Consider the following 15450-nt stretch of genomic DNA (forward strand, 5'->3'; position numbering starts at 1 on the left):
AAGGATTCATAGATGAGCCTAAACTTTCTTGAATTTGAAAAGCCAATTGCAGAACTAGAAGCAAAAATTGAAGCGCTACGCGACGTATCTCGTCACGGCGGTGATTCTGCGGTTGACCTTGATAAAGAAATCGAACAGCTTGAGAAAAAGAGCCTAGAACTTAAGAAGAAAACCTTCAGCAATCTAGGTGCATGGGAAACAGCTCAACTGGCTCGTCACCCTTTACGTCCGTACACACTAGATTACATCAAGCACGCTTTTGATGAATTTGACGAACTAGCGGGTGACCGCGCGTTTGCTGACGACAAAGCGATCGTTGGTGGTATCGCACGTCTTGAAGGTCGCCCAGTGATGATCATTGGTCACCAAAAAGGTCGTGAGACCAAAGAAAAAGTAAAACGTAACTTTGGTATGCCTAAACCAGAAGGTTACCGTAAAGCGCTACGTTTGATGGAAATGGCAGAGCGTTTCAACATGCCTATCATCACTTTCATCGACACGGCAGGTGCATATCCAGGTGTTGGCGCGGAAGAGCGTGGCCAATCTGAAGCTATCGCGACTAACCTTAAAGTGATGTCTGGTCTTAAAGTGCCAGTCATCTGTAACGTTGTTGGTGAAGGCGGTTCAGGCGGTGCACTTGCAATCGGTGTAGGTGACTACGTGAACATGCTTCAGTACTCAACGTACTCAGTAATCTCTCCAGAAGGTTGTGCTTCAATCCTATGGCGTGATTCAGACAAAGCACCACAAGCAGCAGACGCGATGGGTCTAACCGCTCCACGTCTGAAAGAGCTTGAGCTTATCGATGAAATCATCGAAGAGCCACTAGGTGGTGCGCACCGCGACCACGCTCAAATGGCTGCAAACATGAAAGCAAACCTGCTTCGCCAGCTAGAAGACCTTGAGCAACTAGACCACGAAACGCTACTAGAGCGTCGTTACCAGCGTCTAATGAACTACGGTTACTGCTAATTACAGCTGCCGCTAGGCACTAGCTGAATTCTCGCAAGATAACAGATAAAATAGAAAGGGTTGGGCATGCGTCCAACCCTTTTTTGTTTCTATCGGATGATTTATGGAATCGCTTTACTCGCAATTTGTTCAAGTTCTCGAACGCTATCATCAACCAAACACTAAGATTGTTTTAGCGTTTAGTGGTGGGGTAGATTCGCGTTTATTACTCGAACTGCTTAGTCGTTATCAGCAAGCGTATTCGGTAGACAATCAATCAACAGATTCTCACTCATTCAAGTGTCACGCCGTATACGTGCATCATGGTTTAAGCTCCAACGCGGACGAATGGGCGGATAAATGTTTAGTGTGGGCTGAGCAAGCGGGAATTACCTATTCTGTTGAGCGTGTGAGTCTAGACACTAACAGCGGCGAAAGTATCGAGCTGTTGGCTCGAGAAGCGCGTTATCAGGCGTTGGCGAAGCACATCCAGTCCGGTGATTTATTGCTGACAGGTCAACATGCCGATGACCAGGTGGAAACCTTCTTGTTAGCGTTGAAGCGCGGCAGCGGCCCGAAAGGTCTATCTTCAATGGCAGAAAGCATGCCGTTTGCTGGTGGCACATTAGTTCGTCCATTACTGGCCGTTAAGCGAGAGCAAATCGAAGCGGAAGCGAGAGAGCAAAAACTGGATTGGGTAGAAGACGAAAGCAACCAAGACATACGTTACGATCGCAATTTCCTCCGCCACCGTATCGTACCAGAACTTTCTGAACGTTGGCCGAGCATCCATCAAGCGGTGCAGCGGAGTGCGAGTTTGTGCGCGCAGCAAGAAGAGTTGCTGGACGAGTTGCTTAGCGCAGTGTTTGAACGTGCTCTACAAAGTGATTTGAGTCTGAGTATTGAAGAATTAGTGACGCACAGTGAACTGGCTCGTGCGCGATTGGTTCGTATGTGGTTGGCTAAGCTAAATGCCAATATGCCAACGCAAGTGCAGCTCAATTTGATTTGGAATGAGGTCGCGCTGGCGCAGCAAGATGCCAATCCAAAGCTTCAGCTCAAGCAGGGTGAAGTTCGCCGTTTTCAGAATCGCCTGTATTGGGTAACCGAAACGGTTGATGTCACGACGTGGCAAAGTGCTATTCAAACCGATACGGCTTTGCTGTTGCCCGAGCAGTTGGGAGAGCTCACCTTGAGTACCAACTCAGAGCAAGCCACCATTGCTATGCCGCCTCATCCAGAGCTATTACGAGTGACGTTTAATCCAGAAGGGCTCTCTGCGCACCCAACTACGCGTAATCACAGTCGTAAGCTGAAAAAGTTGTTTCAAGAATACAATGTGCCGAGTTGGCTGCGTCGCCAAATACCGATTCTGATGTACCAAGATCAGGTGGTGGCGGTCGGCAATTTGTTTGTTGATCAAGCCTTCAGTGGTCAAGATTGTGAACTTATCTGGCGCAAGTCGTTGTAATTCATGCCACAATGTCGATTATAAAATATAAAAATCCTTAAATAAGAATCGATTAGGTGAAGCAATGAAGAAAGCAATCATGGGCGCAATGGTGGCGCTAACCATGTTAAGTGGGCAAGCTCTGGCGGCAGGTGATGTTGCAGCAGGGCAAGCAAAAGCAGGCGTATGTGCTGCTTGTCATGGCGCGGATGGTATCGCGGTGATTCCTGGTTACCCAAACCTGAAAGGGCAAAACGAGCAATACATCGCGAGTTCAATCAAGGCTTACAAAGCGGGCCAACGCACGGGCGGTCTAGCGCCAGTGATGCAAGCACAAGCAAATCTGTTGTCTGACGAAGATATCGCAAACTTGGCAGCGTACTACGCAAGCTTGAAGTAATAAGCCCGGGTACAAGCCAGATAAAGATTCAAATCAAGCCAGAGCCAAACGCTCTGGCTTTTTCGTTTGGTGCACTTGGGATTGCTGACTTCGCGACTTTGTTACATTCATCCGCAAATAAATTCCACCAGTGTCAGGATTTTCAGGTGCTTGATGATAACAAGGATTGAATGTTGTGAGGTGCTAACCGATAATATGCGCAAACGATTGAAGCTTAAGGGATGAACATGAAAAAGATTGAAGCGATTATCAAGCCATTCAAATTGGATGATGTTCGAGAAGCGTTGGCTGAAGTAGGCATTACAGGGATGACAGTCTCTGAAGTGAAAGGCTTCGGTCGTCAGAAAGGTCACACAGAATTGTACCGTGGTGCAGAGTACATGGTGGATTTCCTGCCTAAAGTGAAGCTAGAAATCGTAGTGACGGAAGACGTTGCAGACAAGTGTGTTGAAACCATCATTGAAACGGCACAAACCGGTAAGATTGGTGACGGTAAGATCTTTGTTACGGATATCGAGCGCGTAGTACGTATCCGTACTGGTGAAGAAGACGAAGACGCGATTTAAGATTTCACTTCATTATGTGGTGAAAATTTGAGTAAGCTAAAAGGGAGCCGCAAATGGCTCCTTTTTTATTATGCGCATTTTATGCGTGCCATTTTTGTCGTTAGGTAGGCCTATGTATCAGCGTTTAGCTTTTGCGTTAGTTTTTCTTATTATCGCCGGATTTGTCAGCTTTCAGGTGATCTTCACGGTGCCAGAGCAACCACAAATCATTACTCAAACAGGAACGAACATTACTCAAGATATTCGCTGTATGGAGTTTAAACAGCCACAGGTGCTCGACAAGGATGGTGAGTTAAATGTTTTGGTGTGGAACATCTACAAACAAAACCGAGACAACTGGCAGCAAGCTCTCGATGCATTCTCTGCCAATAAACAACTGCTTTTACTACAAGAAGCAAGCTTAACCGATGAATTCAAAAACTGGCTGGTGGATGGGCACTGGGTCAGTAACCAAGTCAGTGCGTTCAAAGCGCTTGGCAGTGGGGCGGGGGTGATCAGCATTGCGCAGAAAGAACCCATTCGAGCTTGCGCGTATACGTCTAAAGAACCGTGGCTGCGTTTGCCTAAATCCGCGCTGTACAGTAAGTATCAGCTCAGTAACGGTGAAACCTTAGCGGTGGTGAACATTCATGCAATCAACTTTACCGTGGGCACCGAGGAATACACGTCACAGTTGTCTGTATTAGAGAAGGTGCTGAAGGAGCATAAAGGCCCGATTCTGTTTGCAGGAGATTTTAATAGCTGGAGCGAAGAACGCTTAACGGCGATGAAGAAAGCACTGCAAAAAGCCAATTTGCAGGAAGTGACGTTTAGCCAAGACAACCGCACTCAGTTCATTACCGGCTTGCCACTCGATCACGTTTTTTATCGAGGTCTGACCCTCAAAAACGCGAAAGCGCCGCAGAGCGACGCTTCCGATCATAATCCATTATTGGTGTCGTTTACGCTTAACGACCAGTAAGGGCTCTTATGAGTTCGCTTAGATGGCTCAAGCAATAACGATGTACAACGCCCAAATTACGTAGAACGCAATCCAAGGCAGGCTCGAAATCACAAGAGCCTGTCCGCGTTCAAACTCTGTCCAAGTCAGAACCACACCATAGCCCAATACAATGTACCAAGGCAGCAGTAGCGGTAGTGAGCTAGCAAAGTGCGACCACTCGTTGGTTAAAGGCAGTTTCAACAAACCATTTAGGCTGTTTAAATCCGCCGCGTATGTCATTACCTGACCGTGTTTCAGTAACAGGCTCGCATAGCTTGCGATGTCGCCTAAAACCGCAGGGAACAGGATTGCAGAAGCCGCTGCAAACCATTTCCAATAGCCGTATTGTTGTTTGCTTGCTTTAGTCGCTAGGAAGAACCACAACGCCAAAAGCAGCAGAGTCGCAAAGCGGTTGAACACGTCATTAATGATCGCACTTGCCATCAGCGTGTTTGGTTCCAACAGTTCAATCTGCTTAGGATCGACCTGTTGGAATTGAGCCGTTAATTGTTCACTTAGCCAAGTGAAATCCACATTCGAGAAATAGGCACCCCAGAATAGGAATGGGCTGAGCATCAAAAAGATGAACGGTTGCCACCCCCAGCCTCCACGCTGATACAGCGCTAGGAAGCACGATGTTGGAGAACGGAAAATATCCAACAACATTACAAGCGGGTTACTCGATGGGTTCATACACTTACCTTAGTTACGTCAACATACAACTTAAGCTTCTGACCTGGTTTCAGGTACTTCTGCTTTTGAAGAGAATTCCATTTCACGATGTCGTTGCTCTTCACCTTAAACTTGCTCGCAATGCCACTGATGGTATCGCCAGAACGCACGTTATAGAAAACGGTGCGAATGACGGCGCCCTTGTCTGAGTTCTTCCAAATCACCAGCTTTTGGCCAATGCGCAAGGTGTCTTTTGGTCCCATGCCGTTCCATTTCGCCAGAGACTTATGAGAAACCTTGTTCTCTTTTGCAATAGACCACAAACTCTCGCCAGATTGGACAACGTGAGTCAGTTTGAATTGACCGCGAGATTTAGATTGCGTTTTGTTTAGGCGATTTTCCGCAGTGAGTGCGTACTTAGCATCGTCTTTAGTTGACGTTGGGATCATTAGGTACTGACCAACGCGAATGTTGTTGTTGGTTAGGCCGTTAGCACGTTGGATAACTTTGGTTGTCGTACCGTACTTCTGAGCCAATACGCTGAGCGAGTCACCAGACTTCACTTTGTAGCGTGCGACCTTCATGCCTTTACCACGGTTCTTTTTCACCTGAGCAAGGAACTGATCCTTTTTCTCGATAGGAATAAGAAGCTGGTGCGGGCCGTCAGGTGCTGTAGACCATTGGTTGTAAGCCGGGTTGTAACCTTGCAGCTCTTTAACACCAATGCCTGCGTAATCAGCAGCAATCGCTAGGTCCAATTGTTCTTTTGGATCAACCTGAACCAGAACCGGTTTGTTCGGGATTGGTGGAATGTCGATGCCGTATTTGTCTTGGTTCGCAATGATGTCTGCAAGCGCAAGTAGCTTAGGAACGTAACTGCTGGTCTCTTTTGGAAGGTCCAAAGAGAAGAAGTCTGTTGGTTTACCTAGCTTTTTGTTCTTACGAATCGCGCTTGATACACGACCGCCACCACTGTTGTAAGCGGCAATCGCTTGATCCCAGTTGCCGTCAAAGCGCTTGCTTTGTTGCTCTAGGTAATCAAGTGCTGCATCTGTCGCTGCGTACACATCACGACGACCGTCGTACCAGTAGTTTTGCTCTAGGCCCATCATCTTGCCGGTGCCAGGAACGAACTGCCAAAGACCTGCCGCACTGCCGTGTGAGTATGCGAATGGGTCAAATGAGCTCTCTACGATAGGTAGAAGCGCTAACTCCATTGGAAGACCACGTTCTTCAATGCGTTTTGTAATCATGTACAAAAACGGTTGTGCACGCTCAGAAACGGTGCGCAGGTGATTAGGGTGCTTTAGATACCATGTACGGTAGTAAGCCACTTTCTTGTTGTCTGGGATGTCCATTTCAAGTTGCATGCCGATACGACGCCATACATCTTCTTGTTCCTGAGGAGAAAGGGCTTTCGGCGTCTCTTTAGCAGGTTTCTTTGCTATCGATTGCTTTTTCTTGGAGTCCGCTTGAGCCGCGTCTTGTTTTACCGCTTGCTCGGACTTATTGGTTTCTGGTGTTGGAGTGTTTGTTGAATCTGACTGTGTCAATTGACAGCCAGAAAGTAGTAACGCCAACGCCCAACTGTACTTTAAACGCATGGATTCAGCCTATCTAGGGCCTGTTTATCTTCTCCTGCCTGTCGCGCAACAGTGTGCGTGGCAGTCGCAAGATAATAGACATCTTGTAACACTAACTAAGGGTAGAGGCGGGTTTGCCGCTACTTTATGCGTTTGGGTGAAATTCAAACAGATTTATATCAGCCCCAAACGCAATAGAAGCGCCAGAGGCGCTTCTATGAAAATCAGCTCACGATAATACTTGCGTCGTGCAAGTTTACAAGCAGAAATTGGTTAAAATTCGTTCTTCCACTCACGTAGAGCTGTAAAAACCGAGCACGGATCGCTATTTTCAATACGGTTCGTGACAGATTGAATCACTTCTGCGTTGGTTGCGCGCAAGAACGGGTTGATTAACTTTTCTTTGCGTAGTGTGGTAGGAATGGTTGGAATGTTTAATCCGCGCAGGCGGTTTACATCGTCACGGTACTGGCGCAAGTGCTCATTGTCTGGCTCAACCGCTAGGGCAAAGGCTACGTTACTTGCGGTGTATTCATGTGCACAGAACACCTCCGTCTCTTCAGGCAGCTTCATGATTTTGCTCAGTGACTCGAACATCTGCTCTGGTGTGCCTTCAAAAATACGGCCGCAGCCAGCCGAGAACAGTACGTCGCCACAGAACAATTTACCGTCACCTACATAGCCAATGTGGCCCAGTGTATGACCTGGTAAACCGAGCACCATGAAAATTTCACCGAAAAGCTCAAGTTTGTCGCCTTCTTCCATGGCATTGGTTAATGTTGGGATAGGTTCTGCTTTCGGACCTACGACAGAAACATGAGGAAAAGCACGAACTAAATCTGAAACGCCGCCAATGTGATCGTTGTGGTGGTGTGTAATTAAGATCGCTTCTAAAGTTAACTCGTTAGCCTGCAAATATTCTAACACTGGCTTAGCATCGCCCGGATCGACCACGGCACATCGCTTGTCGCTATTTTGTATCAGCCAGATGTAATTATCATTAAATGCGGGTATGCTTTTGATCTCTAACACGATTCGTTCTCCGTCACCCTTTTAATAGTCAGGTGGTTAATGAAACCAGCACTCAGCAACAAAACTTTACAGCACCCGTCGACTTGGTCAGAGATGAACAATGGGCCGTGGGTACTTGAGTCAATCCAAACCCGACTCGATGAATGGTGTCCGAAGTTGTTCGGTTACCACATGCTGAAATTGGGCGGCTTGAGCTGTGAGCTAACCAGCTGTAGTTGTAACATTCAACACCAAGTCAACGTAGATATCCAGAACCCGTTGCATAATGTCATCGCAGATGGTTACGAATTACCCTTTTTAGAAAAAAGCTTTGATGTTGTCGTGCTTGCTCATCAGCTTGACTATGCAAGTGATCCCCATCGACTGCTGCGCGAAGTTGATCGCGTCATGATGGATGATGGCTATCTTATTATTACGGGCTTTAACCCGATTAGTTTCACTGGCTTAGCAAGTTTATTACCTTGGCGTAGAAACAATTTGCCTTGGAGTGGGCGCATGTTCACCGCCAACCGCATCAAAGATTGGCTGGGCGTACTCAACTATCAAGTGATTCATTGTGATCGTTACGCGTTATTTCCGATGACGCGCTACAAAACCATGTGGACGTGGTTAGAGAACAGTTTGGGTGATTGGGCATCACCGGCAGGGAGTTTGTACTATATCGTGGCTCGTAAACGAACGTACCCTCTCAAACCTATCAAGCCACATTGGCGCTTGAAGAGAAAGTTAACACCACTGGGTGTGATGAACAGAGAGGGCAGTGCAGTGAAAAAGGTCTCAAGCAGTAAAAACTAAGATGCTTGGTAACCCGTATCGTCTTCGGTTGGGTTCTCAGCGGCTGTGCGCGCTAGCTCATCACAGATTTCATTCTCACGATGGCCTGCGTGGCCCTTAACCCAATGCCAATCTACTTTATGGCGAGCGGTTTCTTTATCCAATGCTTGCCATAAATCGGCATTTTTCACTGGCTTCTTATCTGCCGTTTTCCAGCCACGTTTTTTCCAGTTATGAATCCATTGCGTAATGCCTTGGCGCACGTACTGGCTATCCGTTGTTAACGTCACTTGGCATGGCTCTTTTAGCGTTTGCAATGCCACCACTGCAGCCAACATTTCCATGCGGTTATTGGTCGTCAGCGTGTAGCCTTTCGCTAGGGTCTTTTCCGTTTGCTTGTAACGCAGCACAATGCCGTAACCACCCGGGCCCGGATTGCCTAAACAAGATCCGTCAGTGAAAATCTCAACGTGTTTGGTCATATTTTTGGTACTATTAGCCGAAACATTTAATAAAGCATAGTCTGACACACATAACCTTATGAATACCAGCAGCAATTCTGAACATAATCGTATTGTCGTTCTCGATACCGAAACCACGGGTATGAACCTAGAAGGCGGCCCGCACTATATGGGTCACCGCATCATCGAAATTGGTGCCGTGGAGATCATTAACCGTAAGCTGACTGGTCGTCACTTTCACGTTTACTTAAAGCCTGACCGTGAAATCCAACCAGACGCGATTGGAGTCCACGGTATTACGGATGAATTCTTGGTCGATAAGCCAGAATACTCTGCCGTACACCAAGAGTTTCTAGACTTCATTAAAGGCGCCGAGCTGGTTGCCCACAACGCGCCCTTCGATACCGGCTTCATGGATTACGAGTTTGAAATGCTCAATCCAAGCATCGGTAAGACGGATGATTACTGTAAGGTGACCGATACCCTTGCCATGGCGAAGAAAATCTTCCCGGGCAAGCGAAACAACCTCGACGTATTGTGTGAACGTTACGGTATTGATAACTCACACCGTACTCTCCACGGGGCATTGCTCGATGCGGAGATTCTAGCCGACGTTTACCTCCTAATGACGGGTGGTCAAACAAGTCTAGAATTTAATGCCAATAAAAAAGATGGCGAAGCCGAAGGCATTCGTCGTGTTGAAGGAAGAAAAGCGCTAAAGGTTTTGCGTGCAACTGCCGATGAAGTAGAAGCACACCAGAAAAGACTCGAACTGGTGAACGACAGTATTTGGTAGTAAATAGGAGAGACTATGTTGAGGGCTTTGTCAGTCGCTATTTTAGCGTTCTGGAGTTGTTTCGCGTTTTCCGCGAGCGAGTCCGCCATGTCTTTGTTAGATAACCGCTTTCGTGTCGACCCGACCATCGAGCAAATCACCTTTCTGGTTTATCGTGAACAAAGTTCTCAACCTGTCGTCCTTGTCCGCCCTGATGGTAAAAAATATTACGCATGGGGTACTTACGACAACGTGCGTTGGTATCAAGAACCTTCCCTCGACATTATCTCTGTAGACAAGCCTATGGCGGGCCCTTGGCAAGCCGTAGGTAAAGTGACCCCGAAAAACAACATCCGTCTGATCTCACACCTCAAACTTAGCACCGATGTGTTCCCGAATCGCCTTTACCACAACGAAGCACTCAAGTTCACCGCGCGTCTGACCTCAGACGATAAGCCGCTTGTACTGCGTGACTTCCTAGACCGCGTCAATTTGCGAGTCACCTTCACTAAGTTTGTGGAGAATGAGGACGAACTGATCAAAGAAGCTCGCCCAGTGCCTATGGTGATTGGTGAGTTTGCCGATGATGGCCGTGGTTTGGATGAAAAAGCAGGGGATGGCGTCTTCACTGTTCAATTGCCGATTGACGTTGAGCCGGGCAAATACCGCGCGCGCATTACCTCTGGCAACGGCGTATTCCTTCGAGCACAAGAGCAAGTGGTACTGGTTTACCCATCGCCAATCACGCGCACCTTTATTCAATCACGTCATGCAGACCAACCACACCAGCTGGTGGTTAGTGGTGAGCAAGGCATGATCACGCCGGGATCCATTGCCGTGAACGTCGAGCAAGAAGCACCAGATGGCTTTATTAGTTACAGCCAAGGTCAAGTGTCTGCTGACGGTACCAAAACCACGCTTAAGATGGATAACGATCCAGAGTTAGGTAAGTACTCATGGCATGGTGAAGTCTTTGCCACAGACCTAGCAACCAAGCGCTCATTAGTCTTCCCAATCAAAGAGCAGTCATTCAGCGTCGTTGATGAAGTGGATCTAGAAGCTGCACGCTTAGCGAAAGAAGCAGAGATCGCCGAGCAACACCGCATCGAAATGGAAAAACGCATCATCGCCGAGCGCGAAGCCGAACGTAAGCGCAGCATGATCATCATCGCAATCGGCAACGTCATCGCACTGATTCTGGTGATTCTATTCTGGATCATCTGGAGCAAGCTCAAAGCCAAACGCCAAGCCATGCCAGAGATGCAGTTGGAAGTGCCTAAGAAGTAGGGCGCAAGAATTTAAATTGAAAACGGAGCCGCTTGGCTCCGTTTTACTTTTTTATGGCACATCTAATTTTGTGACACTCTTGGTGAAGGTTATTAATATCGGTTCGATTTGCAAAATCATTCGTGATATTCACTAAGTGGGTTAAAGCCGATTTGAGTGTGTGAAAGCTTTAAGCTCTATATCTCAAAGAGGCTAGGTGACTAGGAGGTCTCTGATGAAGTACAAAAAACGTCAGGCATACAAATACAACCTTCATTCCGAAGAAAAGATTGAAACCGGTATCACCCTCGCGCAGCCTTTCGATAGTCCGTTTCTGAGTCTATCTGAGCAAGGTTTGCTGACGATTAAGAAAGGCTATTCATGGGATGGGGCGAGTGGTCCAGCGATTGATACTAAAAACATCCTTAAGGCTTCTCTGGTGCATGATGCGTTGTATCAGCTCATGAGGGAGGAAGTATTGCCGCAAAGCAGTCGAGAACAAGCGGATAGGCTTCTTCGTCAAATATGCCTTGAACATGGCATGTCGAATTTTAGAGCGACATACATCTATTACGGAGTTAAAGTATTTGGCGGATGTTTTTCTAAGCCGGATCTTTTATCTGCCTGACACGTATTTTTTATAAATTAACTGTTCATTTATACAGTGTTGTTTTGTATGCTTCGAGTGTTTCGAAAGGAGTAGTACATAATGACATTAAGATACGAAGAACATGTCCCAAGCCCACAAGAATATTGTGAGATGCGTGTAAAAGCAGGCTTATCCCCAAAATCTTTAAAAGCCGCAGAGATTGGGTTGCCAAACTCGCTTTATGGTGTATCTATCCGAGACGACGAATTGTTGATCGCGATGGGTAGAGTGGTTGGTGATGGCGCATGTAACTTTGAAATTGTGGATGTCGCGGTCGATCCTAGCTATCAAGGAAAAGGCTTAGGAAGGAAAGTGATGGAATACATAGATGGCTACCTGTCGTCAGCAGCGCTAGAAGGTTCTTATGTTTCTATGATTGCGGATGAGCCAGTCTTCTATGAAAAACTTGGATACCGCTTAGTGGCACCAAAAAGTCAGGGTATGACAAAGAAGTTTAAGCCACACGAATAGAAGCCGCGCGATGCTTAAAAATAAACCGTCATTCTAGCGAGCTCCAGCGAGACTAAGAATCTATTGTTAGCGCGCTGGGGCGTTTGTTTCTTCACCCTCTACAGAGTACTCGGCAGTAGGTTCTAGTACGCACACACAATCACTTCGCTGTTCCTTTACATATCTATGCTAGACTCACGCCATCAGCTATATGAATGACTTCTCATTTGTTTACCTGAGGGCAGCAATTGGGCTGCTGTATTCTTATTAAAGGCACAAAAATGAGTAAATTAACTTCAGCTGAACGTAAAGCACGTGACAACGAACGTTTCTCGCAACGTGTGAATGAACGTCGTGAAAAAGGTGAAGATGTCGTTGCGTACGCATTGGCGAACAAAAAAGCGGTGAAGTTCCTGACCAAGTCAGAGAAGAAAGCATTGAACGAACGCAAAGCGACACTTCAAGAAGAACTTAAGCTGAAAGAGCAGGAAGAACTGCGCAGAATTGAACAGTCGTTTATCGTTGAAGACAATAACGAACAATAAACGCTTCTTTGCTAACACCGTGTTGTGCTTAGCAGAGATTCAATAAAAAACGGGAGCCTCGGCTCCCGTTTTGCTTTCCTACTTATCGTTTAAGCGATCATTCACTCAAGCGACGTTTTCCATCTGAGGGTAAAGCGGCTTTGCGGCCAATAGCTCTGGCTCAAAATCGTCTACGTTGATGGTGTCTAGGCGGTGCTGCTCTGCTTCTCTTAATAGAGCGGCTTCTTCTTGAGTAATCACGCCTTGCTCTAGACCCTCTTGAGCAATCATATCCAGACGTAGGAATGGACGGCGTTTACCTTGCGCTTTACATACCTTGTCAAACACAGGCTCAGCTTGAAGAATCACAGACAGTGCCAGCTCAATCTTACCTGCTGCGTTGTGTTCTGTTGGCTCTAGGTACTGACCTCGACCAATACGTGAACGTGTTGCACTTGGCGTTTGTAGAATACGAGCGACTTTGCTGTCTAGCTTATCACTTGGCGCTTTGCGTACACGACCGAATGGCATGATTAACACGCGCAGTGCACGACCAATCACTTTGTTCGGGAAGTTCGCTAGGAACTCATCAATTGCCGCTTCAGTTTGCTTCAAGCTGTCTTGCAAGCCCCAGTGTACTAGTGGCAAATCTTCAACAGGACGACCATCTTGCTCGAAGCGTTTTAGCGTAGCAGAGCCAAGGTATAGTTGGCTTAGAATGTCGCCAAGACGTGCTGACAAACGCTCTTTACGTTTCAACGAACCACCCAGGACCGCCATTGAGATATCCGATAACAGAGCAAGGTTTGCACTGTAGCGGTTCAATTGTTGGTAGTAACGCTTGGTCGCGTCTTTGGTTGGTGATGAAGAACCTAGACCGTCACTTAGACCAAACCAAATACTGCGCACTAGGTTACTCATGGTGAAGCTCACGTGACCCGCTAGAGCTTTATCGAATTTTTCAACCGCATCGCCCGCGTCAGAATATGCTGCGTTCATCTCTTCGAGAACGTAAGGGTGACAACGAATCGCGCCCTGACCGAAGATGATCATTGAACGAGTTAGAATGTTCGCACCTTCTACGGTTACCGCGATTGGTGCGCCTTGGTAACCACGCGCTAGGAAGTTAGAAGGACCCATACAGATACCTTTACCACCTACAATGTCCATCGCGTCGATGATGCTTTGTTGACCGCGATGCGTACAGTGGTACTTCACGATAGCTGAGATAACTGAAGGTTTTTCACCTAGGTCGATACCCGCTACGGTTAAGTTGCTCGCTGCATCCATCACGTAGGCGTTACCACCTAGGCGCGCTAATGGCTCTTCCACGCCTTCCATGTGACCGATAGGCTGTTTGAACTGACGACGAATGCGTGAGTAAGCGCCTGTTGCCATAGCCGCTGTTTTGATGCCGCCTGTTGAGTTTGAAGGTAGCGTGATACCACGACCAACCGATAGACACTCAACCAGCATACGCCAGCCTTGGCCTGCCATTTTTTCACCACCGATGATGAAGTCCATCGGTACGAAGATGTCTTTACCGCGAGTTGGACCGTTTTGGAATGGTACGTTAAGCGGGAAGTGACGGTTACCAATCTCAACGCCTTTAAGGTCAGTTGGGATCAGAGCACAAGTGATACCAAGATCTTCTTGATCACCAAGCAGGCCTTCTGGGTCGCGCAGTTTGAATGCAAGACCAAGTACCGTTGCGACAGGTGCTAGAGTGATGTAACGCTTGTTCCAAGTTAGACGCATACCAAGGACTTCTTCACCTTGCCATTCGCCTTTACATACCACGCCGTAATCTGGGATAGAACCCGCATCGGAACCTGCTTCTGGGCTAGTCAGTGCGAAACATGGGATCTCTTTACCTTCTGCTAGGCGAGGTAGGTAGTAATCTTTTTGTTCTTCAGTACCGTAGTGTTGCAGTAGCTCACCTGGGCCTAATGAGTTAGGTACACCAACGGTTGACGACAGTACGCCAGAAACACCAGTCAGTTTTTGCAGTACTAAAGATTGCGCGTACGCTGAGAATTCTAGGCCACCGTATTTCTTCTTGATGATCATGGCGAAGAATTTGTTGTCTTTCAGGTATTGCCATACTTCTGGTGGTAGATCGGCCAATTCGTGTGTTACTTGGAAATCACTCACCATGGCACACACTTCGTTTACTGGGCCATCTAGGAAGGCTTGCTCTTCTTTGCTCAGCTTAGGCGCTTTAATTGCGTGAAGTTTTTGCCATTCAGGTTTGCCTTTGAATAGCTCGGCTTCCCACCACACTGTACCTGCGTCCAGTGCTTCTTTCTCGGTTTGAGACATAGCAGGTAGGACTTTCTTAAACATCACCAGTGCTTTGCGGCTAATGAGGGATTGGCGAATGCCAGAAACCGCAAACACTGCAACGGCAAGAACGTAAAGTGCCCAGCCAATAAAACCAACTGAGCCTGCGATTGTCAGTGCTAGCATGGCAGCTGTTAGCAGGCTGACGGATTTCACGAGTGACATTCTGTGGTAAAGCGTAATGCCTAATACAACTGTCATCGCTACGATTGAGAGCAAGATGTCCATATGTTTTTTCCTTTTCAGACTTTAATTATGTTGTACGTCTGTATTTTGGTAAGAGGTCTAACCAGTACTGTAAGTGTAATCAAAATATTAAATAAATGTAAATTCTGAGATTGAGCAAAAAGTGATCTAAGTAGAGTTAAAATTCTAAAGTTGAGAGTTGGGTGATGATTTCGTAAGCAAGTTAACAAGTTTATTACCGTGATAAATCCAAATCTGTTGCTTCGCTATCGACACTAATTCTCGTTTGTGGGTAAACTCAGAGTAATGAACTGTCCGGTGTGAATTTCACATCAGAACAATTTGCCAAGCGAGAGGCTCAACCTCACTGCTGTGGCCGAGATAAT

At 47.0% G+C, this 15450-nt stretch carries 16 protein-coding genes; 11 read left to right on the forward strand and 5 right to left on the reverse strand.

Annotated elements, in window-relative coordinates; genetic code table 11:
* Positions 1–12: 12 nt before the first annotated feature.
* The 5 genes from accA to KIO97_RS17920 all read left to right on the forward strand — a co-directional run bounded on the left by accA (position 13) and on the right by KIO97_RS17920 (position 4328).
* Positions 13–972 carry an acetyl-CoA carboxylase carboxyl transferase subunit alpha gene (gene accA / locus KIO97_RS17900; protein ID WP_010650042.1) on the forward strand — a complete coding sequence of 320 codons (960 nt, stop codon included), beginning with the start codon at positions 13–15 and terminating at the stop codon, positions 970–972.
* Positions 973–1075: 103 nt separating this feature from the next.
* On the forward strand, positions 1076–2422 hold the full coding sequence (gene tilS / locus KIO97_RS17905; protein ID WP_285383575.1) for a tRNA lysidine(34) synthetase TilS: 1347 nt from the start codon (positions 1076–1078) through the stop codon (positions 2420–2422).
* Positions 2423–2486: 64 nt separating this feature from the next.
* Positions 2487–2801, forward strand: coding sequence for a cytochrome c (locus tag KIO97_RS17910; protein WP_285383576.1), 315 nt, complete (start codon positions 2487–2489; stop codon positions 2799–2801).
* Positions 2802–3028: 227 nt separating this feature from the next.
* Positions 3029–3367, forward strand: a complete 339-nt coding sequence (glnB, locus tag KIO97_RS17915) for a nitrogen regulatory protein P-II (protein ID WP_005380372.1) — start codon at positions 3029–3031, stop codon at positions 3365–3367.
* 112 nt (positions 3368–3479) lie between these two features.
* Entirely contained in the window at positions 3480–4328 is an 849-nt protein-coding gene (locus KIO97_RS17920) for an endonuclease/exonuclease/phosphatase family protein (RefSeq protein WP_012128684.1), read from the forward strand.
* Positions 4329–4355: 27 nt separating this feature from the next.
* On the opposite strand, the gene KIO97_RS17925 is transcribed toward KIO97_RS17920, so the two are convergent.
* From KIO97_RS17925 to gloB, 3 genes are all read right to left on the reverse strand, one after another.
* Complete coding sequence (locus tag KIO97_RS17925) at positions 4356–5042, reverse strand: YIP1 family protein (protein ID WP_005430220.1); 687 nt, start codon at positions 5040–5042, stop codon at positions 4356–4358.
* Entirely contained in the window at positions 5039–6625 is a 1587-nt protein-coding gene (locus KIO97_RS17930) for a LysM peptidoglycan-binding domain-containing protein (protein ID WP_045453771.1), read from the reverse strand. The genes KIO97_RS17925 and KIO97_RS17930 overlap by 4 nt, the downstream gene beginning before the upstream one ends.
* A gap of 252 nt (positions 6626–6877) precedes the next feature.
* Positions 6878–7636: a hydroxyacylglutathione hydrolase gene (gene gloB / locus KIO97_RS17935; protein WP_012128680.1), complete on the reverse strand. Its 759-nt coding sequence runs from the start codon at positions 7634–7636 to the stop codon at positions 6878–6880.
* Positions 7637–7675: 39 nt separating this feature from the next.
* Here gloB and KIO97_RS17940 point away from each other — a divergent pair, with 39 nt between their 5' ends.
* Positions 7676–8431, forward strand: a complete 756-nt coding sequence (locus KIO97_RS17940; RefSeq protein WP_012128679.1) for a class I SAM-dependent methyltransferase — start codon at positions 7676–7678, stop codon at positions 8429–8431.
* On the opposite strand, the gene rnhA is transcribed toward KIO97_RS17940, so the two are convergent.
* Positions 8428–8892 (reverse strand): ribonuclease HI, encoded by a 465-nt coding sequence (gene rnhA / locus KIO97_RS17945; RefSeq protein WP_285383577.1) that lies wholly within the window; start codon positions 8890–8892, stop codon positions 8428–8430. The genes KIO97_RS17940 and rnhA overlap by 4 nt on opposite strands.
* 58 nt (positions 8893–8950) lie before the next feature.
* Here rnhA and dnaQ point away from each other — a divergent pair, with 58 nt between their 5' ends.
* From dnaQ to KIO97_RS17970, 5 genes are all read left to right on the forward strand, one after another.
* Positions 8951–9667 (forward strand): DNA polymerase III subunit epsilon, encoded by a 717-nt coding sequence (dnaQ, locus tag KIO97_RS17950; protein ID WP_005433192.1) that lies wholly within the window; start codon positions 8951–8953, stop codon positions 9665–9667.
* Positions 9668–9682: 15 nt separating this feature from the next.
* A complete protein-coding gene (locus KIO97_RS17955; RefSeq protein WP_005433189.1) occupies positions 9683–10933 on the forward strand; it encodes a TIGR03503 family protein in 1251 nt (416 codons plus the stop codon).
* A gap of 214 nt (positions 10934–11147) precedes the next feature.
* On the forward strand, positions 11148–11540 hold the full coding sequence (locus KIO97_RS17960) for a DUF1353 domain-containing protein (protein ID WP_012128676.1): 393 nt from the start codon (positions 11148–11150) through the stop codon (positions 11538–11540).
* Between the two features lie 81 nt (positions 11541–11621).
* Complete coding sequence (locus KIO97_RS17965; RefSeq protein ID WP_285383578.1) at positions 11622–12032, forward strand: GNAT family N-acetyltransferase; 411 nt, start codon at positions 11622–11624, stop codon at positions 12030–12032.
* A gap of 260 nt (positions 12033–12292) precedes the next feature.
* The gene (locus KIO97_RS17970) at positions 12293–12556 is read left to right on the forward strand and encodes a hypothetical protein (protein ID WP_012128674.1); all 264 of its coding nucleotides are present in this window, start codon (positions 12293–12295) and stop codon (positions 12554–12556) included.
* 105 nt (positions 12557–12661) lie between these two features.
* Here KIO97_RS17970 and fadE read toward each other — a convergent pair whose 3' ends face one another.
* Positions 12662–15106 (reverse strand): acyl-CoA dehydrogenase FadE, encoded by a 2445-nt coding sequence (gene fadE, locus KIO97_RS17975; RefSeq protein WP_105066636.1) that lies wholly within the window; start codon positions 15104–15106, stop codon positions 12662–12664.
* Between the last annotated feature and the right edge of the window lie 344 nt (positions 15107–15450).

Origin of the sequence: Vibrio sp. B181a (genome assembly GCF_030248375.1) — a bacterium.
In the GTDB taxonomy this organism is placed as follows: Bacteria; Pseudomonadota; Gammaproteobacteria; order Enterobacterales; family Vibrionaceae; genus Vibrio; species Vibrio campbellii.